We start from the raw sequence: 20,142 nt of genomic DNA, 5'->3' as shown, positions 1-20,142 counted from the left end.
AGGAAGAACCAATGCCTGACGTTGTCATCTGTGAACCGCTCCGCACCCCTGTCGGCCGCTTCGGCGGTGTCTTCCGTGACGTAGCCCCGGAAGATCTCGCCTCGACGTTGATCGCCGAACTCGTCACGCGTACCGGCATTTCCGGCGCGGAGATCGACGACGTCATTCTCGGCCAGGCTTCGCCGAACGGTGAAGCTCCGGCGATCGGACGCATCGCGGCGCTCAACGCCGGTCTGGGCGTCGATGTTCCCGGCATGCAGGTGGATCGCCGGTGCGGGTCGGGATTGCAGGCAATCATCCAGGCCGTCATGCAGGTTCAGTCCGGTGGCAGTGATCTGGTCCTCGCGGGTGGTGCCGAGTCGATGAGCCAGGCAGAGTTCTACGCAACCGGAATGCGTTGGGGTGTCAAGGGTGAAGGTGTTGCGCTCAGCGATCGTCTCGCGCGCGCCCGCGTGACAGCCGGCGGACGCGACTTCCCGGTTCCCGGCGGAATGATCGAAACGGCAGAGAACCTGCGCGCCGAGTTCTCCATCAGTCGCGAAGATCAGGACGCACTCGCTGTGCAGTCGCATCAGCGTGCCGTTGCCGCACAGAAGAACGGCGTCTTCGCCGAGGAGATCGTTCCGGTATCCGTTCCGCAGCGCAAGGGTGAGGCCCTGCTCGTCGACACCGACGAGCATCCGCGGGCCGACACTTCGATGGAATCGCTTGCACGCCTTCGTCCCATGCGCGCAAAGATCGACCCGGACTCCACCGTGACGGCAGGTAATGCCAGCGGCCAGAACGACGGCGCAGCGCTGGCGATCGTCACCACCGCAGACAAAGCCCGCGCACTCGGACTGCGACCCCTCGTACGCCTGGCAAGTTGGAGCGTTGCCGGAGTTCCCCCGCGCACCATGGGCATCGGTCCCGTCCCGGCGTCGGAGAAGGCACTCGGCCGCCTCGGATTGACCCTGGCGGACATGGATGTCATCGAACTCAACGAAGCCTTTGCGGCACAAGCACTTGCAGTCCTGCAGAGTTGGAAGCTCGAAGCCGACGACCCACGCGTCAACCCCAACGGCTCCGGCATCTCCCTCGGCCATCCGGTCGGTGCCACGGGTGGACGAATCCTGGCCACCCTGTTGCGCGAGATGGACCGTCGCGAAGCGCGTTACGGCCTCGAGACGATGTGCATCGGCGGCGGGCAGGGCCTGGCTGCAGTGTTCGAGCGTCTGTCCTGATCAAGCCCCGACGTGCGCGACGCCAGGGTCACCGAGTTCGCCGCGTAGACCGTCGAGAAAGACACGCAGCAGTTCGGTGAGTTCGGCCTGCTGCTGCTCGGTGAGAATCGACGTCAGTTCGGCTTCACGGCCGAGGACTCGGTCCACCAATTGCTCCACCAGTTCGTGACCGGCGGCAGTGAGGGTCACGAGCACTAGTCGTGACCCTTGCGCGGCGGAGGACCTCTCCACCAGACCCGCGTTCTCCGCGCGCGCGAGTCGCTGCGAGATCGCACCGGCCGTGACTCCGGTCTGCTCGGTGATCTGGCGAGTCGTCAACTGATACGGCTCGCCGGATCGCCGCAGGACACTGAGTAGGTCCAGCGTGGCTGTGTCCGCACCGGCCGAGGCGAGTACCCGTCGGCGATCCTCACCGAGCAGCTTGGCGCACATCCACAGCCTGGTCACAATGCCGATACCCTCTACGGGCGTGCCCGGCCTTTCGCGAAGCCAGGCCAACGCAACCGCGTCCACCGCGTCGTCCGGGTTGTAATCGCCCACCACTGCACACCTCATTTAGCTCTAAATGATACGTTCTTCGTATAGGTCTAAACGTAGCTCACGGAGGTAGGCATGACACGCACAGTTCTGGTAACCGGCGGCGGAACAGGGATCGGGCGCGCAGTTGCAGCGGCGTTCGCCCGAGACGGAGACACAGTTTTTGTCACCGGCCGACGCACGGAACCACTCGAAAAGACCGCGGAGGAGTTGGGTTCCGATGTTCACGCCTTGACGTGTGACAACTCCGACCCGAAAGACCTGAAGCGGCTGCAGGATTCGCTTCCGGGAACCATCGACGTCGTGGTGCACTGCGCCGGTGGCAACACGGACTTCGATCGCGAAGCACCGTCAGATCTGGAATCCCTGGCCGCCGGGTGGCGTGCGAATCTGGACTCCAATCTCATCTCGGCAGTGCTGACCACAGCCGCAGTTCGCGATCGAATCCCCAGCGGCGGTGCCGTCATCACCATCGGATCGATTGCCGCCGACAAGGGCGCGGGCGCGTACGGCGCTGCCAAAGCCGCAGTTGCGACGTGGAATATCGATCTGGCCGCCGAGCTGGGGCCCGAAGGCATCACCGCGAACATCGTCTCCCCCGGCTACATCGCTGACACCGAGTTCTTCCGAGACTTTCTGACGGACGAGCGTCGCGCGATGCTGATCGAGTCCACCAGCACCAAGCGCGCCGGAACACCGGACGACATCGCATCAGCCGTCCACTTCTTGGCCTCACCGGGCGCCCGGCAGATCACCGGTCAGGTATTGGCAGTCAACGGCGGCGAGAGAACCAGTCGCTGATCACGCCAGGTGGCGCTCGAAGAACGAGTCGATTCGCTTCCAGGCATCCTGCGCTGCAACAGGATCGGGACCGATTCCGAGGATGCGCTCCAAAGGACGAAGCACCTTGGGTCCGGCCTCCGCGTCGTTGAGGAACGCGTGGCCGGCGGTGGGGTACTCCTTGACGTCGTTCTCGATACCGGCATTGCTGAGCGCCGTCTCCAGTTTCGCTGCCGCACCGCGGAGCGAGAAGTCCTTGCCTCCGAAACTCCCGACGATCGGGCACGCATCCACCACGGCCTCATCGAGTTTGCGTGGAAGCTGACCGTAGTTGACCGAGGCAGCGTCGAAATCTCCGGCGCTGACCATCGCGAAGCCGCCGCCCATGCAGAATCCGATGACACCGATCTTTCCGGTGCAGTCCGGGGATTCCACCAGCCAACTGCGAGCGACTTCGATGTCGGTGAACGCCTTGCCGTGTCCTCGAAGCATCGACGTCATGGTGGGCACTAGGCACCGCTTCGCCCCGCCCGCGCTGTAGAGGTCGACAGCAAGCGTCAAAAACCCCGCAGCGGCCAGCCGCTTGGCTTGCCGCTGCATCACCTCCTCGAGCCCGAAGGCCTCGTGAATCATCACTACCCCCGGCCACGGGCCGGGGGTAGTGGGGGTTTCGAGTATCGCTCGCAGCGGTTGTGATCCGCCGACTACTGCGGCGCGGCCCGTCAGATCTATGTCCACCATGTTTCGATGCTAGGCCGACGCGGCGTCAATAGGCTCGGAAGCGAGGTCAGGGGAGCTGTTTTCCCTGGCCCGCTGCAAGCCCGGTCAAGACCTCGGCGAGCTGCGGCAAGGCGTACGGTGCGCTCAGTGGACCGAAATTGTCGACAAAGGCATTCGAGAGCAGAAGTTCGACCGGCGCATAGGCTCGCGCCTTCACCGCGGGGAGGTTCTGGAAAACTGCGAAGTTCTCCAACCTCGTCGTCGCTTCCTGATCAGAAGCGAGGCTGAGCAAAATGTCTGCGGGTGCGAGTACCTCCGCCTGCTCCATCGACAGCGCAGTCATCTGCTCGGCGTTGTATCCGCGATAGTCGAGTCCGAGTTCGCGCAGCAGAACCCCGGGCGCACTGGCATCCCCCTGCACATACAACTGATCGCCGTACATCGAGCCGATCATGATCGTCTTGCCACCCAAGCCGTTCAGGGAAGCTGCGGTGTCGGAGATCAGAGCGTCGGTCCGGGCGATCGCTGCAGCAGCAGCCTCGTCGACAAATGCGGCCTGCCCGACCGTGGCGACGCCGTCACGCCACGAGGTGGTCCAGTCCAGCGCGATAACCGGCGCGATCTGACTCAGCCTCTCGGCTGCCGGTTCGAGATAAGTCTTCATTCCGATGATGAGGTCCGGCGAGTAGCGCGCGATGATTTCCGGGTTGATTTCGCCTGTGGTGCCGAAGCTTTCGAGGTCGGCTATTCCCGCGGTGCTCTGCCAAGGCAGTGAACCGCGGTCCCACGATCCTGTGTTGCCGTAGGCGACTGGGTGAACGCCGAGCGAGAGCAGGAATTCCAGATCCGTGAAGTCGCTGGCAACAACGATCCTTTCCGGCTTTCCCGAGATCGTGGTGGTTCCGAGCGCATTGATCACCTCACGTTGTTCGCCGGCATCAGAAGCATCTGATGTAGTCGAACACCCCGCAAGGATGGCGGCCGCTGCCACTGCGCCGACCCCGAAGAACCCACGGCGACTGAGCTGGTCCACAAGTTCAGACGTCGTGGATTCACAAATCGTTCCGTACATGTATGCACTCTCCTTCTCGGCGACTGCTGCGCGCGCCGAGGGCACAGCGAAAGAGAGGTTAGCCCACCCTCATCTTCCATAGGGTTCCTACGTTTGCGATTCCGAGAGATCGGAGCGATAAAAATGGACCGTTCTCGAGCGGACAAGTACATTCCCGCTGATCTATCACCGCAGGCAGTTGGGCGAGCCACCAGTCCCTGCCTTCTGCGATCGGGTCGCTCCAGCGTCGAAAATCAGTCGAAGATCAGTTGCCATTCCCTCCTCGAAAGCTTCCGAATTACCGTCTTTTGCACGTCGCCCACCGTTCGACTTGCGCGGCGTGGGAGGATAGACATATCGAGATCGGGACTTCGATGTGAGGGCCCGGATCGAGTTTGTAGGGAGTATCGGTATGGCACAGGGCATCGTGAAGTGGTTCAACGGCGAAAAGGGCTTTGGTTTCATCGCTCCCGACGACGGAACACCGGACGTGTTCGTTCATTACTCTGAAATCTCGGGCAACGGCTACAAGTCGCTCGACGAGAACCAGCGTGTGGAGTTCGAGGTTGGCCAGGGCCAGAAGGGTCCTCAGGCCACCAATGTGCGCGCTGTCTAATCAGTGACACAAGAAGAGGGCCGCACCCGCAAGGGTGCGGCCCTCTTCTGCATCAGATTCACCCCTGAATCACTGATCCTGAATGGCGGCCAACGCTCCCACGATGTTGGACTCCGCAACCGATTTCGAGATTCCGAGATCAGCCAGAACACCTGATCCGTCTTCGAGTTCGAGCAGCGCGAGCAGGATGTGCTCGGTTCCGATGTAGTTGTGGCCCAGGCGAAGAGCCTCACGGAACGTCAGTTCCAGGACCTTGCGCGCACGAGCGTCGTACGGAATGAGTTCTGGTAGTTCGGAAGTCGGAGTCGATAGTACACCGGCCACTGCAGCTCGGACGGATTCGAGCTCCACCCCTTGCGCCACTATCGCCTTCGCAGCCAACCCGGCAGGCTCCTCGACGAGCCCCAGGAGCAGGTGCTCCGGCTGGATCTCTGCGTTACCGGCGGCGCGGGCTTCGTTCTGCGAGGCCATGACGACGTTCTTCGCCCGGGGAGTGAACCGGTTGAACCCTTCGTTCGGATCCATCGGCTTCTGATCACTCGGCGCCTTGGGAACAAAACGCTTCTGCGCAGCCTGCTTCGAGACACCCATGCTCGCGCCGATCTCCGTCCACGACGCTCCCGACCTGCGCGCCTGGTCGACGAAGTGACCGATCAGGTGATCTGCAACTTCACCGAGATGATCAGCGGCAATCACGGCGTCGGAGAGTTGGTCGAGAGCATCGGTGTGCACCTTCTTGATCGCGTCGATGAGGTCGTCGAGTCGAACCTTGTTGGTCATTTCCACTGGTTTGCTCATGCGTCAACCATAGGTTGACGCAATCGAAAGCGTCAACCCTAGGTTGACGATCGTCTTCGCCGCCCAGTGCTCAGCCGGAAAAGAATTCACGCAGAGCCGGGACAATAGCGTCGTCGGCGACGCCGTGGCCCTGACCGGGGATCTCCAAAGTCTTTGTCCCCGAGACTTTTGCAGCGATTCTCGTCGCCGAGGCAGGTGCCCATTGACCACTGTCACCGCCGTACATGACCAATGTAGGGACGGTAATGGAGGCAAGCCAGTCGAGCGACTGACAGCCGTGATCACACACCGCGACGTCGTAAGGCAAGGTGTGCGCGATGGCGCACATGTCGGGCCAATCGGCACTCCGCTTGATCTCGTCGACCATCTCCGGAGACGCGCCGGTCAGATCCAGAAAACGCGTCACAGCACCTTCCCTGTCGCCGCCCGCAATCAATCGCTCCAGGTCACTTTGGGCAGTCTCGTCACGCTGGTCGTCGTCCATGTACGGCGCCTCGTAGACGGCGAGCTTACGCATCGGAACGGCCTGCGCAGCGGCCTCCAAAGCCAGCGCGGCACCCGACGACAATCCGTAAACGAGCGGTGTTTCACCGGTGGCAGCGACGACCGCCCGCAAGTCCTCCACCTCGGCGTCGATCGAGAACGCGCGACTGTCACCGCTGTCCCCGCGTCCGCGCCTGTCGTACGAGTACACCGTGAAGTCCGCCGCCAACTCTGCAGCCAGGGAATCGAACCAACCGCGGTCGCAGAACGCTCCGGCGACCAGGACCACTGCTGGTCCGGCACCGGAGCGTTCGTATGCGATGGTCGTACCGTCGCGGGATTGCACTACCGCTGGGGATTGCTCTGTTTGCACGTCGATCTCCTCAGGTCTGGTCAATGCCTACCTGATTAGACCGCCCGCGTTACCTAAACTCATCGGTCCGGTCGGCAGAGGCTTCAGCTGATCTTGTTGTACAGGGCATCCCAACCCTGCGCGACGTAGGAAATCGTGTAGATCGAACCGTAGAAGGTGGAGCCACCCAGACTGGTGACGTTGCCCGCCTGCACTGCCGGGAGTCGCTGCCACAGCTTGCTCGCCACCAATGCCTGGTACGCCGCACTGTCCTCGTTTTCGGTGATCATGAAGCCGTCGACGCCGGCCAGCACGTCGAGGCCCTCGAGGCTGACCCCGCCCTCGGGATCAAGCCCCTCCGAGGTGGCAGTTTTGCCACCGATGTCGCCCAGCGTCATGTCGCTGGGCTTGTCGCCCTTCTCGGACGTACGGATGCTCGTGACGTACAGCGTGTTGGTATCCGGCATGAAGGAGACACTGGCGACGGTCTTGGACGCAATCTTCTCGGCATGACGACTGCGGATGTCGGAAATCAGATTGTCGTAGTCGAGCGTCAATCGATCGAGTGTGGCCGTTCGACCGAGCCAGCCCGACAGCCGCGAGAGGTTGGTGCGCCAGTCGTCGGTGAACTCGGTCGTCAGAACCGGTGCGATGGTGGACATCTCGGCCACCGGCCACCACTCGCTCTCGTAGTTCAGGCACACGATCAGGTCGGGCTCGAGCGCCAAGATCTGCTCGCGGTTGGGGATCTCCGACAGGAACGGTACCGACGAATCGATAGGCACCCACGGTGTCGCCTGGGCGTACGTGTAGCCGACGAGCGGAAGTTCCAGAGCTACAGCAGGTTCGAGGTCGAGCCGAGAGTCGATCGCGACAACTCTCTTCGGATTGACAGGAATGTCGTACGTTCCGAGAGGTGTCGTCACGGAACGCATTTCGGTTTCGCCCGAACTGCTTCCGCTGTCACCGCACGCCGCCAGGAACGCGCCCAGTCCGGCGATTCCGGCGCCGAAGCCGAATTGCCGACGAGTGAGATCCGAGACGAGGCGGTTGTCGGAGTAACCCTCGGGAAGCAAGAGCGTGGATTGAGCGGGCATGCGTGTCGAACCTCCAGAAGAAATGATTCATCCACTGTTGCGAGCGGATAAGGATGCCCTAACAGCGTACGCAGGGAGGGTCGTCGCGATCGGCCCAGAAATAGTCGAATCAGGCCAAATCGAGCCGCCCTACTTGTCGAGCTTGCGCATCTCGACGAAGTAGACCGCGCTGAACGCGAGGTAGGTGCCGACGATTCCGAGAACCGAGATGATCAGGACGAGAGCAAGAAACATAGCCATGATGGTCTCCACTGACACGGGTTGTTCACGATGTCGATCGAGAGAAAATGGCTTCGAACTGCGGCGCTGCGACTCGAAGCGGTGCCGAAACTTTGAGTTACACACACCACGGTAGCCCCAGGCGTCTCGAGTTTCGATGAACTCGAGGTGAACTCTCCTACGGCTGCGTCACACTTTTTGTCGGACGGTCAGTTCGGTCCGAGCACCTGCCCCGACCACTCGACCAAAGGTGTCAGTGCGCGCCACGCCGCGCGAACTTCCTTCAACGTCCTGGCGCTGTCCAACCACGGCGGGCTCGGGTAAGTACGCCCAGCGGTCAGCGACTTGTGACGCAGCAATTCGATCCGCGGGTGATCGACCGTGTATCCGCGAGGCGCCGTCTTGAGCTTGTCGCCGCCGATCGTGAATCCGGCCTTCTCGACGGAGGCCAGGATCTTCTCGAGCTCCGGGCCTCGAACGTCGTCGTCGACAGCCGCACGATAACGCGCGATGGTCTCCGAACTGCTGGCGTAGAAACCACCGGCCACCATCAACCCTGCCGCGTCGATCTGCACGTAGTAGCCACAGCTCTCGGCGAGACCGACGAACGCTCCCTGGTGCGTCTTGTACGGGATCTTGTCCTTCGAGAATCGAACGTCACGATACGGCCGAAAGAGCTTGGCCGTGCCGAATTCGTCCTCCAACGCTGCGGTCAACGACGCCATCGGACGACGAACCACTTCGTCGTACGTCTCCTTGTGCGCTGCCCACCAGGTCTTGCTGTTGTCGGCTTCCAGGTCTTCGTAGAAATCGAGTGCAGCAACGGGTATGCCAGTGAACGCAGCCATGACGTAAGCCTAGCTGCCTGTTCGGCTTTGGACCGTCTGCCCTGCACCGATGCCCGGATCGGCCCGAATCCGTAGACTGCATGGAGATGATTTCCGAAATACAAGCATGGGAACTGACCGATACCAACCGAGACTGGTTGATTCACCGACCCGTCGAGATCGCGATCTACGTGGCGCTCGCAGTCGTTCTGCGCTTCGCACTGCACCGCGGGATCGATCGAATGTCGAAGCCTCGCAAGTCTCCGAACGCCAAGGTGAACGAGCGCAGATCGCAGCGAGCCCGGACCATCGGTTCGGTACTCAAATCGACGGTGTCCATCGTCATCCTGGTCTGGTGTGTGCTGCAGATTCTCGGCATCCTCGGGATCAACGTCGCGCCGTTCATCGCATCCGCCGGAGTCATCGGCCTTGCCATCGGTTTCGGTGCACAAAACCTGGTGCGTGACTTCCTCTCCGGCATCTTCATGTTGCTCGAGGATCAGTACGGTGTCGGCGACGTCGTCGATCTCGGCGACGCGGTCGGCACCGTCGAAACAGTGGGCCTGCGCGTCACCACGATTCGAGATGTGAACGGCACCTTGTGGTACTGCCGCAACGGCGAAATCCTGCGAGTGGGCAACATGAGTCAGGGTTACGCCACTGCAGTTCTCGATCTCCCGATCGCCCACAATGCGAACGTGCACAAAGCGTGTGAGGTGGCGACGCGAGCTGTCCTCGAGGCGGCAGAGTCCGAACCGATCAGGGCGGACATGATCGACAAGCCGGAGATGCTGGGAGTCAATTCGGTTACTGCCGAGGCAATTACCATTCGAGTGACGGCGCAGGTCAAGCCTGGGCGCCAATGGGCAGTCCAGCGCGCATTTGCGCGCTCGGCGCTGACTGCGTTCGAAGAGCAGGGTATCGAGGCACCGTACCTGCCTGTTCTGCGATGACGGTTGAGACGGAAGCGTCTGCCCTTTCCATCAAGTGCGCGAGCCCCCGGCGCGGTCGATACCGCCGGGGGCTCGCTGGTGCCTGAAGCATGATTCAGACGGTGGAGGTCGAGACCTCCCGATCTGCCGATCTGTTGCCAAACGCCTTGTGCAGGAACATCGTCAGTGCAATGGCTACCACGATTCCGATCAGCGGCGGGATTCCCACCTCGAACTCACCGGAAAGCCAAGCGAGGAACGCTGCGACGGCATAGACGGCCAGGTTTCGCCAGTGGACCGGCTGCGGGGTGTACCCCTCGGGTATGCCTCGCCGCCACCGGCACAGGAAGTCAGCGATGATCACGCCGCCCAATGGCGGGATGAAAGTTCCGAGCAGGCTCAGGTAGTCGACCAGATGGTTGTGCACACCGGTCAGAGCGAGCGCCGTGCCGATCACACATCCACCGATGACGAACGGGGTCTTGCGGGGCTTTCTGAACAGTTCGGCACCGGCCACTCCGAATGCGTATGCGGTGTCTGCGTTGCTCTTCCAGAGGTTTCCGAACAGCAAGACCAGGCCCCAGCCGACAAGCCCGAGGTTGTAGAGGATCAACACGAAGTCACCCTCGTGGAACGTGATGGCTCCGATGGCGCCGAACAGGATCATCAATCCGTTTCCGAGGAGGAACCCGATAACGCAGGCCCACACCGCTTGTGATCCGGAGCGAGCAAATCTGGTCCAGTTGGGCGCTTGCGTTCCCGCCGATACGAACGTGCCGACGACAGTGGTGATTGCTAGCGCGATCGTCATGGTCGTCTGCGGTTGAACCGAGACCAGGCCGGAGAATCCACCGACCTCTTCGAGGGACCGGAATACGACCCAGCAGGCCAACGCCAGGATCAAGGGCGTCGAGACGAGCGAAACCCAGTACATTCCGCGGTAGCCGTAGCAGGCGGTGACGCACATCAAGATGCTCGCCGCGATCATCACCGACGCCCTGGCGAGGTAGGAATCCCAGCCCAGCGCCTGGGCGGTGAGATCGCCGATCGTGCCGATGATGACGCCGTACCAGCCGATCTGAGTACCGCCCAGCAGGATCGAAGCGAGCTTGGACCCGCGAGTGCCGAAACTGTAGCGCGCCATCACAACTGTAGTCAGTCCGGTTCGGGCTCCGACGAACCCCATCATGGCGACGTAGACCCCCAAGATGGCGGATCCGGCGGCGATCACCACCATCAGTTTCCAGAACGAGAACGCGGTACCGAGCGCTGCTCCGGCCAACATCGTCGGCGTGAAGATGGTGAACCCCAACAACACGACCGCGAGCGAGAAGAACGGCTTACGTGCATGAAGCGGAACCGGAGTGACGGGATAGTCTGGATCGATCGGGTGGCCTGCGCTCTCCGAATCGCCTGCGACCGTGGCAGGTTCGACGGCGCTGCTCATACAACTTCGCCGATGTCTTCGAGCCACAGGCTCGGGCGCTCGGCCAGCATGCGGTCCATCAGTGCCACACACTCCGCGTCGTCGACGACGTCGACCTGAATTCCGCTGCTGCGCAACCATTCCTCCGATGCCTCGAAGGAACGATTTTCGCCGACCACGATTCGAGGGATCTCGTACAGGCGAGCCGTTCCGGCGCACATGAAGCACGGCGACAAAGTCGTGTAGAGGACACACTCGCGATACACCGAGGCCGGCAGTCGTCCGGCGCGCTCGATGCAGTCGGTCTCGCCATGACGGATGGCGCTGTTCATCTGGACCCGACGGTTACGTCCGACTGCGAGAACCTCGCCCCGGTGAATCAGCGCCGCGCCGATCGGCACGCCGCCCTCCTCCCAACCGATCTTCGCCTGTTCGATCGCAAGTCCGAGAAAATACTCATCGGTGTGTGCCGGATGATTCATGTGCGCTCCTGGAGTCTGACCAAAATCGTCGATTGTGGCTCGTGTCACAATCCGACCACGGTGGTAACAGCCCGACAAGGGACAACCTGTCAGTTCGGCAGAACTAGCTCTATGACGAAGTGCCCCCTCGGCGGACGATATAGAAATGCTCCCGACTCTGCGACAAGTTCTTGCGATGCCCTCGTTCAAGGCCGCCGCAATCGAGGTGCTCGCGGGCGACGTCGATACCGCGGTGGTCCGCTGGGTCCATTCGTCCGAGGTGTACGAGATGGGTGGGCTGCTGTCCGGAGGTGAGGTCCTTCTGACCACGGGCCTCGGTCTGCACGGGCGATCTCCCGAGCAGCTCACCGCCTACATCGACCAATTGGCGGACGCGGGATGCGTCGCACTCGCGATGGAAGTCGGGCGCTCGTTCCTCACGGCCCCTCCCGAACTCGTCGAAGCTTCGCGCCGACGGGGACTCGCGTTCTTGGCCCTGCACGCAGTAGTGCCCTTCGAGCGGATGGTCGAAGACTTTCACGACCTCATGCTCCGCCGCACTCTCGGTTCGGCGCAAGCGGGCGAGCCTGTCTGGCAAGAACTTCTGAGTCTCGTGGTTGCAGGCCAGGGCATGACCGCGCTGCTCGACAAAGTGTCACGACTCGCGGGGTGCGGCGTCGATCTGCTCGACGCGGATGGCAGAACCGTCGAGCGCAGCACAACCGGCGCAGAGCGATCCGAGACCGAACGCACTATCCACGACGTACGCGGCCCGACGAACTCACTCGGTCGACTTGTCCTGTGCGGGCCGGCAACCACACGCCGAACCGCCGTCGCAAACTGCGCCGCCGTCGCGGTAGCTCTGGAACTCGGCCGTCACGGCGATCTCGGCCCAAGACAGTCACTCGCCCAATCGGTGATCACCGACGTGGTGGGCGGTGTGCTCACATCGCACGGCGACTTGTCCGAGCGACTGACAGCGGCCGGGTGGACGCCGTTGTCGGAGGGGCACCACGTCCTCGTCGCCGCTGTCGACATCGATCGGCAAACGCCGGTTCGAGAGCTCGCTGACCAAGTACGCGACGCCGTACGGGCCGTGCTCGGCTCCTGTGTCGTCGGGACTGCGGCCAATCACGTCATCGTGCTCGCGCATGGGTGGGCGTCCGCATCCCCCGCTCGAGTGCGGACTGCGTTCACCGAAGCCGACGAGCTGCTACGCCGCGGGCCGGGCGGTTCCGCGGTACGCACGCTCGGAGTGGCGACGCCGGTCGCGGACCTGTCGGGCGTCGGGGCGGCGGTCGCGCAAGCTCGCGAAGTCGTCCAGATCGCGCGGCGCTTCGGCACCCGGACCGGAGTGATCCTCGCGAGGGACGTCGGCGTCCAGCGACTGCTCGCCGCCGGAACGACTCCCGCTTCGCTGTCCATGTTCGTAACCGAGCAACTCGGTTCGCTGATCGCATACGACACAGCACATTCCGCCGATCTCGTCCGAACGCTCGACGCGTACCTCGCACATCGGGGCGGCAAGGCGAGAACCGCGGATTTTCTCGGCATTCGGCGTCAGTCGCTTTATGCACGGCTCACGCGTATCGAGAAGCTGATGGGTGTTTCCCTCGACGATCCGGCACAGGTGGTCTGCCTCGGGCTTGCGCTGACCGCATGGCGCATGCGCACCGGCCTTGATCCACAAGCAGCGTTCGAGCGTCTCCCCGGGTGAGTGACAACCTCTGCGATGATGAACGAATGACCGGAGCAGCGGAGTTGATGATCGAGATCCCTGCCGGCGAGGTGCACCTTCGGGACGACCGCAAAGGTACTGCGTGGACCTCGAAAGTCGAATCCTTCCGCCTCGCACGCCATCTCACCACCAGGGCGCTGCTTCACGGAGATTCGTCGGACGATTCGAGCAAACCAGCGGTCGACCTCTCGTGGAAAGACGCCATCGCAACCTGCAACGCACTTTCGGTCGCGGACGGTCTGACACCCGCATATCGAGACGTCGACACCGATTCTCCGCAGTGGGACCGGGGCGCAACTGGCTACCGGCTCGCCACCGAGGCCGAGTGGCAGTACGCATGCAAGGCCGGCACCTCCGGCTACCGCTACGGCGAGATCGACGAGATTGCCTGGTACAGCGACAATTCAGAGGGTAGAGCGCATCCCGTCGGAACCAAGACACCCAACAACTGGGGCCTGTACGACATGATCGGCAATGTCTGGGAATGGTGCTGGGATCTCTACGACCCCGAGGTTTACGGCACGTACCGGATCTTCCGCGGCGGCAGTTGGGCCGAAAGTGAGCGCGGTTGCGGCGCTACCGTAAGGAGGCGAAGCCACCCGACGTTTGCTATCGACGACTTGGGGTTTCGCCTAGCTCAGACGATCTGAGGGCAGACGGCCGAGGACTTCGAGCACAGCCTCGATCTCTTCTCGACTGCGCAGCCGAACTATCGGCAACGACGGCACATCGACAAGGACCGTGGCCATACGCCCGACGTTGCGTCCGTCGCTTCGCCAGGCCCAGCGCACCACATGATCCGGATCGAACAGAATGGTGTGCAGTGGCGGCTCCATGTTGCGATTCCACAACACCTCTCGCTGCAATCGCCGACGCACGGTTCGTGTGATCACCTGGCGCATCACCGTCCGCCGAGGCAGATCCAACCACAGCATCAGGTCCGCACGCTCGGCCAGAAGTCGACGCACCGCACCGTACTGCCACTCGGTCACCCAGGCCGGCTCGCTGGAAAAGCGTCGTACTTCGGTTTCGAAACTGTCGAGCGGAATCCAGCCGGGCCCGTGGAACAGCGAGTCCAGCTCAGTGTGTTCGATCTCGAGAAGCCGCCCGATTCGACCGGCGAGAGTCGTCTTTCCGGCACCGGAAGTCCCCGCGACAAGGATCTTCTGCGGACGAATCGTCAGCGCGGCGGGGTCTACGAAAGGCACCGATACACCCTAGGGGCCTTACACTTCGCAGTCCACCCATTCGATGTAACCGGTGCCGTTGATCGACGCACCGTCGAAGCTTCCCCGGTAGGTGTACGCGCCGACGTATCCCTTGCCGTGACCGTAGCGCCACTCCGAGTCGATCTCCGCCTCGAACTCCACGACCGTCCTACCGTAATCGCGCACCTGCCAACGCAGTACGCGCGGCACACGCATCTCGCGACCCTGTGGGTCGACGTGCAATGCGTCGGCGTACTCGAGCACGTCGAACTCGACGTCGTCGAAGACCTTCGCACTACCGTCGACAGTCCGAATGTGGGCGAGCTTGCACGCCGTAACCCCTGACGCTCGAACATCGGTGAGCAACAACTGATGCCGGTCGTCCAGTTGAACGATCTGGTAGGTGAAAAAGTCGGCCGGGAGCTTCCACGACTCGGGAAGCGCGCGGCGAGTCAACGATTGCGGTGTCATGCACCGCGCGTACTCGACGGTGCACGGAGCCGAAATACTCATCGGTCCATCCGGACTCGCAATTGTTCCGGAGCACTCTGCCAGCAGACTGACGTGGTCGTAGACGGGATTACGCACGAACCACGACGCTTGGTCCGTTGCCACGATCTCGAGATCGACGTCGAATGAGTCGTATCGCCCGGTGACACGGAAGTTCGGATAGCTGTTCTCGATGATCAGGTTGTCACCGAAGGCGATTCGCGAACCATCTTCTTCGAATGCACACTCATCGGCAGCGTCGTACGCCCGGTAGAAGTGATGGCCCGGCGCTGCGGTGGAACTCAGCACGGTTGCGGTGTTTCGCGCGTCTGGTGCAGCGAGATAGTCGTTGTCGAACACCACCGTCCCGGTTGCACCGATCAACGTCATGGTGTTGAGGTAACGGAGAGGCCCTGGCAGCCGGGGAACGAAGATCCCGTAGTGCGTCCACGCGAACTTCCGCGAAGCCAGGTGCGGACGCATCATGTCGGGCCGATCGAACGGGCGTACCGATTCCGCCATTCGCTTGTCGATCAGCGGTAGCGCGCCGTCCAGCAAGGCCCGAACCGCGGGTCGCCACAATCGGCGCGAGCGGGTGGCGGGAACAGGGTCGGAACGATCAACGGTTTGTCCGGTCACGCCCCTAAGTTAATGTAACCAGACGTAACAAACAAGTGTCGAATTTTCCTCGACGACCTCACACCCTGAACACCCGCGCCCTGCGCACGCGGCGAATAGCATGTGAGAATCCGCGTACCGGAACCGGTCGCAGAGAGGGCGCAACAATGCAGCACGAAGAGTCGTCGTTCACCGGAGTGGCCGGCACCAAGATCGTCTACGACGTGTGGACACCGGACCGCGAACCCACCGGGGTTCTCGTCCTGTGCCACGGACTCGGCGAACACGCGAGGCGCTACGACCATGTTGCTGCGCGGCTCGGGGAACTCGGGCTCATCGTGTACGCACCCGACCATCGCGGGCACGGACGCTCTGGCGGCAAGCGCGTTCACCTGAAGGAATTCTCCGACTTCACCGACGACGTCCACACGTTGTTCTCGATCGTGACGGCGGCACATCCCGGCAAGGACAAGTTCCTGCTCGGGCACAGCATGGGCGGCGCGATCGCCCTTTCCTACGCCCTCGACCATCAGGCCGATCTCAAAGCCCTCGCCCTGTCCGGACCTGCGGTGATCATCGCAACCGGCACTCCGAAGATCGTGATGCAGCTGGGCAAGATCGTCGGCAAATACCTCCCGGACGTGCCCGTCGAGAACCTGGAAGCTGCTGCCGTATCGCGTGATCAGAAGGTCGTCGACAAGTACAACGCCGACCCGCTGGTTCACCACGGCAAGGTTCCCGCCGGCATCGCGCGCGGCATGATCACCGCCGCGGAAGGCTTCCCGGCGCGCCTGCCCTCGCTCACCATTCCCGTACTGCTTCAACACGGCTCGGACGACCGTTTGACGGACCCGGCCGGCAGCAAGCTCGTCGCAGATCTGGCCGGCTCTTCGGATGTGACCTTGAAGGTGTACGACGGCCTGTACCACGAGATCTTCAACGAGCCTGAGCAGGAAGAAGTTCTGAACGATCTGATCGAGTGGCTGCGTCCGCGGGTCACCGGAGCATAGTCATGTCTACGTGCGGGATCCTGCTGGCGGCCGGGGTCGGATCCCGCATGGGCAAGCCCAAAGCGCTCGTCACAAACGCCGAGGGTCAGTCTTGGCTCCACCACGGGGTGACGACACTGCAGTCCGCAGGCCTCTCACCGGTCATCGTGGTCCTCGGCGCGCAGGCAGAGGACGCCCTCGAACTACTGCCCACCACCGATGTCATTGTGGTGATATCGGATTGGCAACACGGAATGAGCGCGTCACTGCGCTGCGGACTCGAGGCCGCCATGCGAATCGACGACGCAGATGCGGCAGCGATCTCTCTGGTCGACGTCCCGGACCTCAACGCCGACACCGTGACGCGGATCGTGGGTCACAGCTCCCCATCACGAAACATACTGCGAAGAGCTGTCTTTCACGGCCGTCCCGGCCATCCCGTCCTGATCGGACGCGACTACTGGCCGACGCTTGCAAAGTCACTCACCGGGGACGGCGGCGCCAACACCTACCTACGCGAACACGGGGTCGAGTTGGTGGAGTGCAGCGACCTCAGCAGCGGCGTCGACGTCGACTACCCCGAAGCCTGATCGCACGTCACAATCCTCCCAGGTGGTGGGTGTCCGTATTCGGTGTAAAGATGGCCCGATGAAACGTACAGTCGCCGCCCTGCTCGACATCGAGATCGACGAGGCGACCAACCTGGAGTTCAAGATCGCGGTGACGCGCGCGCCGGGTGTCGAACTGCTGGAAACGATGTCGTTCGTCCATGACGGCAATCCGCTCGAACCCCGCGAGATCACCGCCGAACACGGTACCCGGATTCACCTACTCGACTGTGCCCCAGGCAAACTGATCGTCAGCTACGACGCAACCGTCATCGGCCGCGCAGAACCGGCGTCGGTCAGCGACTACGACGTGTCGAAATATCTGCGCCCCAGCCGGTATGCCGAGGCCGACAAGTTCTTCGGTTTTGTCGCCGGGCAATTCGATCTCGCCACTCCCCCGGCCGAACTCCTCCTCGAAGTCACTCGCTGGGTGAGTACACATTTGAGTTATGTTCCCGGCACCAGTCGCGGCACCGACAGTGCGGTCGACACCTTGCTCGCCGGCGCCGGAGTGTGCCGCGACTACTCGCACCTGACCATCTCACTGCTGCGCGCCGTGGGGATTCCCGCTCGACTGGTGGCCGTCTACGCGCCGGGCTGCGATCCGATGGATTTTCACGCCGTAGTCGAAGCCAATATCGACCACGTCTGGCGCGTGGTCGATGCAACGCAATTGGCGCCGCGCAGCAATCTTGTGCGCATCTCGACCGGCCGAGATGCCGCAGACACAGCCTTCCTCGACAATCACGGCGGTTCGATCACGTTGCACGCCTCGGAAGTTCGCGCAGTCGTCGACGGCGTTCTCGACAACGACGACTACGCAACACTCACATCGATCGGCTGAAAAGCGTCAGGCGCTGATCTGGTTCTGCGAGGCCATCGTTCGCTCGAGGAACTTGATCGTGAGATCGACGATCGCCTTCCCCTCCCGAAGAGCTTTCCCGATCACCGGGAAAGCATGGATCTGCCCACTCCAGATGTGCGTTTCGACGGCTTGTCCTGCCTTGATCAAGTTTTCGGTCATGATCTCGACGTCCGGACGCATCAGTTCGTATTCGGCGGACACCAGGAACGACGGCGGAATCAGACTGGCGTCGGCGTTGATCGGCGACTGCGCACCAGGAATCTCGTCCGGCCCCTCGAGCCACCGGTCCTTGAGCTTTTCCACCTGTGACATCGGTAGGTAGGCATCACGTTTCATGAAATCGGGATCATGGTCCTCGAGGTTCACGTTGAGAAGAGGGGAATATCCCACCACGGCAGCGGGCCGCGTGATTCCGCGCAGTGCGGCAATTTCGGCGACCTTCATGGCCAGGTAACCGCCCGCCGAATCACCGGCAAGCACAATCTTGTTCGGGTCTTCCGCTGTCTCGAGCAACGCGGTGTACGCGGCCATCGCATCCTTGACGGAGGTGCCGATGGAACCTTCCGGCAGCTGACGGTAGCGCACGGAGATCACCGGCACTCCGGCCTTCGCCGAGAGCAAACCGCACAGCGCGCGGTGCGTTGCCAGACCGCAGAAGACGAACCCACCGCCGTGGAAGTAGAGGATCGTGGCTCCGGCCAACTCGCCCTGCGCTTTGCGTGGATGCTGCACCTTCTCGCTTGGCACACCACCAAGCGTGAAAGGCTCGATGTCGAGGTTCTTCGGCTTCGGCAGTTTGTCCGCCATCGCGTCGAGTCGCTCGAGTTGGCGGATGCCGCGTTCGGTGGTCGGCCAGAGGGTGAACATCGGCTTCACGAACGTCCTGGTCAGGCAGAAGATAACCCGCGCTCGGGGACTCACGTTCCAATGCCATACCGTCGAATCTCGCGTCCGCATAGCGTCCTCCCAGGTCAAGACGTTTTGTGCATGTGAGTTACACATACTTGTCGACTGCTGTTGTGAACGATAACTGACGCTGCGTCAAAACGACACGACGGGTAGGCATAAATTACTCGAGTGTGTGCAAGTTCGGCTCGCAATCACGGCCGGGAGAGATACGCGGAGAGTCCGCGGTGCCCGCCACGCATCATCGCTTCATGATTCCACTCGAACACCGGCTTCGCGATCTTCGAGGCCAGACCGAGCGCTCCGGACACCGCTACTTGTTGCCGAAAGTCGGCGACGCAGCCAGATTCAGCGGGGCGTACCACCCAGCTACTCCACCCGATCATTGCGCCGGAGAGGCGCACTTGCAGACGGCGGGCAACGGGGTCTTCGACCTCGCGTCGTCCGAAGACCAGCAGCGTCAGAGGGACAGCGCTGCGGATGGCCATGGAGCCCGAGTGCTCGTCGGTCGCCCGGACTCGGCGTATCTGAGGCCACCATTGCGAATACCGCTCGGCGTCCGCGAGAACGGCGTAGACGCGGTCGGCAGAGGCCTGGAGCGTCCAGACGCTGTGGAAGTCGAAGTCGGTCACGGCGTCCGAGCTAGCCGGTGCGCACGGTGAGATCGCCGAACAACGAATACGAGACGACACGAATAACCGGTGCACCTGGGCCAGGATCCTGTCGACCCCCGTCGAATTCCCGATCTCCGAAAAGGTCGAAGCCACCCAACTCGACTGAAACACCCTCCGGAACCCGCAGCCTCGTGTCCCCGAAGATCGACACGATGGTGATCGTCGAGGAGGACACTGTGATGGTTGCCGATCGCAGATCGAACTTGACGTCCCCGAACAACAGCAGAGCGAGTGTCTTTTTTGCCAAAGACCAACGGCCGGAGCGCTTCGTGTCACCGAAGACACCGACGATCGTTGCTTGCGGCGGCGACACCACAGCAGGTGGTGCCGCACTGAACGGCACGATCTGCTCGAGCTGCCCTCGATCTGCGGTGGGCGACCACACCACTGCCGCCTTGTCCGAGTACTCCTCGAGGGTCAAACGCCCCTCACCCACCGCGACTTCCAGACGCGCTTGGGCATCGACACGCAATTGATCGACGTCGTGGCCTTCGTCAGCAGCAGTCACCCATGCACCGTAACCCG

23 protein-coding genes are annotated in these 20,142 nt (G+C 62.4%); 9 read left to right on the top strand and 14 right to left on the bottom strand.

The genetic code is table 11. The features are described 5' to 3' along the window. The first annotated feature begins 11 nt into the window (after positions 1-11). Positions 12-1,223 carry an acetyl-CoA C-acetyltransferase gene (locus AC2ETI_RS20840; protein ID WP_047888311.1) on the top strand — a complete coding sequence of 404 codons (1,212 nt, stop codon included), beginning with the start codon at positions 12-14 and terminating at the stop codon, positions 1,221-1,223. On the opposite strand, the gene AC2ETI_RS20835 is transcribed toward AC2ETI_RS20840, so the two are convergent. Then, a complete protein-coding gene (locus tag AC2ETI_RS20835) occupies positions 1,224-1,763 on the bottom strand; it encodes a MarR family winged helix-turn-helix transcriptional regulator (protein WP_020970947.1) in 540 nt (179 codons plus the stop codon). Between the two features lie 72 nt (positions 1,764-1,835). Between AC2ETI_RS20835 and AC2ETI_RS20830 the strand changes: the two genes are divergently transcribed. Next, complete coding sequence (locus AC2ETI_RS20830; RefSeq protein ID WP_020909286.1) at positions 1,836-2,561, top strand: SDR family NAD(P)-dependent oxidoreductase; 726 nt, start codon at positions 1,836-1,838, stop codon at positions 2,559-2,561. Here AC2ETI_RS20830 and AC2ETI_RS20825 read toward each other — a convergent pair whose 3' ends face one another. Together AC2ETI_RS20825 and AC2ETI_RS20820 are read right to left on the bottom strand one after the other, a co-directional pair. Then, positions 2,562-3,281 (bottom strand): dienelactone hydrolase family protein, encoded by a 720-nt coding sequence (locus AC2ETI_RS20825; RefSeq protein ID WP_030536547.1) that lies wholly within the window; start codon positions 3,279-3,281, stop codon positions 2,562-2,564. 46 nt (positions 3,282-3,327) lie between these two features. Next, the gene (locus AC2ETI_RS20820) at positions 3,328-4,377 is read right to left on the bottom strand and encodes an ABC transporter substrate-binding protein (RefSeq protein WP_474338422.1); all 1,050 of its coding nucleotides are present in this window, start codon (positions 4,375-4,377) and stop codon (positions 3,328-3,330) included. Between the two features lie 346 nt (positions 4,378-4,723). Between AC2ETI_RS20820 and AC2ETI_RS20815 the strand changes: the two genes are divergently transcribed. Beyond that, entirely contained in the window at positions 4,724-4,927 is a 204-nt protein-coding gene (locus AC2ETI_RS20815; RefSeq protein ID WP_003939930.1) for a cold-shock protein, read from the top strand. 69 nt (positions 4,928-4,996) lie between these two features. On the opposite strand, the gene AC2ETI_RS20810 is transcribed toward AC2ETI_RS20815, so the two are convergent. The 4 genes from AC2ETI_RS20810 to AC2ETI_RS20795 form a co-directional block, all read right to left on the bottom strand. After that, positions 4,997-5,725 (bottom strand): Clp protease N-terminal domain-containing protein, encoded by a 729-nt coding sequence (locus AC2ETI_RS20810; RefSeq protein ID WP_021331866.1) that lies wholly within the window; start codon positions 5,723-5,725, stop codon positions 4,997-4,999. A 70-nt stretch (positions 5,726-5,795) separates the two neighbouring features. Continuing rightward, on the bottom strand, positions 5,796-6,581 hold the full coding sequence (locus AC2ETI_RS20805) for an alpha/beta fold hydrolase (protein WP_050654629.1): 786 nt from the start codon (positions 6,579-6,581) through the stop codon (positions 5,796-5,798). 83 nt (positions 6,582-6,664) lie between these two features. After that, positions 6,665-7,657: an ABC transporter substrate-binding protein gene (locus AC2ETI_RS20800; RefSeq protein ID WP_007729992.1), complete on the bottom strand. Its 993-nt coding sequence runs from the start codon at positions 7,655-7,657 to the stop codon at positions 6,665-6,667. A gap of 428 nt (positions 7,658-8,085) precedes the next feature. After that, entirely contained in the window at positions 8,086-8,724 is a 639-nt protein-coding gene (locus AC2ETI_RS20795) for a DUF2461 domain-containing protein (protein WP_054828147.1), read from the bottom strand. Positions 8,725-8,804: 80 nt separating this feature from the next. Between AC2ETI_RS20795 and AC2ETI_RS20790 the strand changes: the two genes are divergently transcribed. Then, complete coding sequence (locus AC2ETI_RS20790) at positions 8,805-9,656, top strand: mechanosensitive ion channel family protein (RefSeq protein ID WP_007729990.1); 852 nt, start codon at positions 8,805-8,807, stop codon at positions 9,654-9,656. Between the two features lie 94 nt (positions 9,657-9,750). On the opposite strand, the gene codB is transcribed toward AC2ETI_RS20790, so the two are convergent. Beyond that, positions 9,751-11,082 (bottom strand): cytosine permease, encoded by a 1,332-nt coding sequence (gene codB / locus AC2ETI_RS20785; protein WP_003940432.1) that lies wholly within the window; start codon positions 11,080-11,082, stop codon positions 9,751-9,753. Then, positions 11,079-11,543 carry a nucleoside deaminase gene (locus AC2ETI_RS20780; RefSeq protein WP_003940577.1) on the bottom strand — a complete coding sequence of 155 codons (465 nt, stop codon included), beginning with the start codon at positions 11,541-11,543 and terminating at the stop codon, positions 11,079-11,081. The genes codB and AC2ETI_RS20780 overlap by 4 nt, the downstream gene beginning before the upstream one ends. Positions 11,544-11,718: 175 nt before the next feature. Between AC2ETI_RS20780 and AC2ETI_RS20775 the strand changes: the two genes are divergently transcribed. Both AC2ETI_RS20775 and AC2ETI_RS20770 read left to right on the top strand, forming a co-directional pair. After that, entirely contained in the window at positions 11,719-13,239 is a 1,521-nt protein-coding gene (locus tag AC2ETI_RS20775; protein ID WP_257237587.1) for a PucR family transcriptional regulator, read from the top strand. Between the two features lie 26 nt (positions 13,240-13,265). Further along, positions 13,266-13,910, top strand: coding sequence for an SUMF1/EgtB/PvdO family nonheme iron enzyme (locus AC2ETI_RS20770; protein WP_333822749.1), 645 nt, complete (start codon positions 13,266-13,268; stop codon positions 13,908-13,910). Here AC2ETI_RS20770 and AC2ETI_RS20765 read toward each other — a convergent pair. Together AC2ETI_RS20765 and AC2ETI_RS20760 are read right to left on the bottom strand one after the other, a co-directional pair. Next, positions 13,893-14,468, bottom strand: a complete 576-nt coding sequence (locus tag AC2ETI_RS20765) for a P-loop NTPase family protein (RefSeq protein WP_333822747.1) — start codon at positions 14,466-14,468, stop codon at positions 13,893-13,895. The two genes, AC2ETI_RS20770 and AC2ETI_RS20765, sit on opposite strands and share 18 nt — an antisense overlap. 18 nt (positions 14,469-14,486) lie before the next feature. Beyond that, entirely contained in the window at positions 14,487-15,596 is a 1,110-nt protein-coding gene (locus tag AC2ETI_RS20760; protein ID WP_483634337.1) for a DUF6670 family protein, read from the bottom strand. 146 nt (positions 15,597-15,742) lie between these two features. On the opposite strand from AC2ETI_RS20760, the gene AC2ETI_RS20755 reads away from it, so the two are divergent. From AC2ETI_RS20755 to AC2ETI_RS20745, 3 genes are read left to right on the top strand one after another with little or no spacing between them, the layout of a single operon-like run. Continuing rightward, entirely contained in the window at positions 15,743-16,585 is an 843-nt protein-coding gene (locus AC2ETI_RS20755; RefSeq protein ID WP_019745522.1) for an alpha/beta hydrolase, read from the top strand. A gap of 2 nt (positions 16,586-16,587) precedes the next feature. Beyond that, on the top strand, positions 16,588-17,154 hold the full coding sequence (locus tag AC2ETI_RS20750) for a nucleotidyltransferase family protein (RefSeq protein ID WP_483634336.1): 567 nt from the start codon (positions 16,588-16,590) through the stop codon (positions 17,152-17,154). Between the two features lie 58 nt (positions 17,155-17,212). Then, positions 17,213-18,016, top strand: a complete 804-nt coding sequence (locus tag AC2ETI_RS20745) for a transglutaminase-like domain-containing protein (RefSeq protein ID WP_030536536.1) — start codon at positions 17,213-17,215, stop codon at positions 18,014-18,016. 6 nt (positions 18,017-18,022) lie between these two features. Here AC2ETI_RS20745 and AC2ETI_RS20740 read toward each other — a convergent pair whose 3' ends face one another. The 3 genes from AC2ETI_RS20740 to AC2ETI_RS20730 all read right to left on the bottom strand — a co-directional run bounded on the left by AC2ETI_RS20740 (position 18,023) and on the right by AC2ETI_RS20730 (position 20,125). After that, positions 18,023-18,994, bottom strand: a complete 972-nt coding sequence (locus AC2ETI_RS20740; RefSeq protein WP_483634335.1) for an alpha/beta hydrolase — start codon at positions 18,992-18,994, stop codon at positions 18,023-18,025. A 143-nt stretch (positions 18,995-19,137) separates the two neighbouring features. After that, positions 19,138-19,575, bottom strand: a complete 438-nt coding sequence (locus tag AC2ETI_RS20735) for an SRPBCC family protein (protein ID WP_483634334.1) — start codon at positions 19,573-19,575, stop codon at positions 19,138-19,140. 10 nt (positions 19,576-19,585) lie between these two features. Beyond that, a complete protein-coding gene (locus AC2ETI_RS20730) occupies positions 19,586-20,125 on the bottom strand; it encodes a LiaF domain-containing protein (protein WP_483634333.1) in 540 nt (179 codons plus the stop codon). Positions 20,126-20,142: the final 17 nt, after the last annotated feature.

The sequence above is a fragment of the Rhodococcus sp. MurmanLake-1 genome (assembly GCF_056945715.1).
Note: the sequence above shows the minus strand (reverse complement) of the source record. Positions and strands in the feature narration are given on the sequence as shown.

Bases quoted from the DNA above. Each gene is read 5' to 3' on its own strand.
- AC2ETI_RS20840 (WP_047888311.1), top strand. From the start codon at position 12: ATGCCTGACGTTGTCATCTGTGAACCGCTCCGCACCCCTGTCGGCCGC.
- AC2ETI_RS20830 (WP_020909286.1), top strand. From the start codon at position 1,836: ATGACACGCACAGTTCTGGTAACCGGCGGCGGAACAGGGATCGGGCGC.
- AC2ETI_RS20825 (WP_030536547.1), bottom strand. From the start codon at position 3,281: ATGGTGGACATAGATCTGACGGGCCGCGCCGCAGTAGTCGGCGGATCA.
- AC2ETI_RS20815 (WP_003939930.1), top strand. From the start codon at position 4,724: ATGGCACAGGGCATCGTGAAGTGGTTCAACGGCGAAAAGGGCTTTGGT.
- AC2ETI_RS20810 (WP_021331866.1), bottom strand. From the start codon at position 5,725: ATGAGCAAACCAGTGGAAATGACCAACAAGGTTCGACTCGACGACCTC.
- AC2ETI_RS20800 (WP_007729992.1), bottom strand. From the start codon at position 7,657: ATGCCCGCTCAATCCACGCTCTTGCTTCCCGAGGGTTACTCCGACAAC.
- AC2ETI_RS20795 (WP_054828147.1), bottom strand. From the start codon at position 8,724: ATGGCTGCGTTCACTGGCATACCCGTTGCTGCACTCGATTTCTACGAA.
- AC2ETI_RS20790 (WP_007729990.1), top strand. From the start codon at position 8,805: ATGGAGATGATTTCCGAAATACAAGCATGGGAACTGACCGATACCAAC.
- codB (WP_003940432.1), bottom strand. From the start codon at position 11,082: ATGAGCAGCGCCGTCGAACCTGCCACGGTCGCAGGCGATTCGGAGAGC.
- AC2ETI_RS20780 (WP_003940577.1), bottom strand. From the start codon at position 11,543: ATGAATCATCCGGCACACACCGATGAGTATTTTCTCGGACTTGCGATC.
- AC2ETI_RS20775 (WP_257237587.1), top strand. From the start codon at position 11,719: ATGCCCTCGTTCAAGGCCGCCGCAATCGAGGTGCTCGCGGGCGACGTC.
- AC2ETI_RS20770 (WP_333822749.1), top strand. From the start codon at position 13,266: ATGACCGGAGCAGCGGAGTTGATGATCGAGATCCCTGCCGGCGAGGTG.
- AC2ETI_RS20755 (WP_019745522.1), top strand. From the start codon at position 15,743: ATGCAGCACGAAGAGTCGTCGTTCACCGGAGTGGCCGGCACCAAGATC.
- AC2ETI_RS20750 (WP_483634336.1), top strand. From the start codon at position 16,588: ATGTCTACGTGCGGGATCCTGCTGGCGGCCGGGGTCGGATCCCGCATG.
- AC2ETI_RS20745 (WP_030536536.1), top strand. From the start codon at position 17,213: ATGAAACGTACAGTCGCCGCCCTGCTCGACATCGAGATCGACGAGGCG.
- AC2ETI_RS20740 (WP_483634335.1), bottom strand. From the start codon at position 18,994: ATGCGGACGCGAGATTCGACGGTATGGCATTGGAACGTGAGTCCCCGA.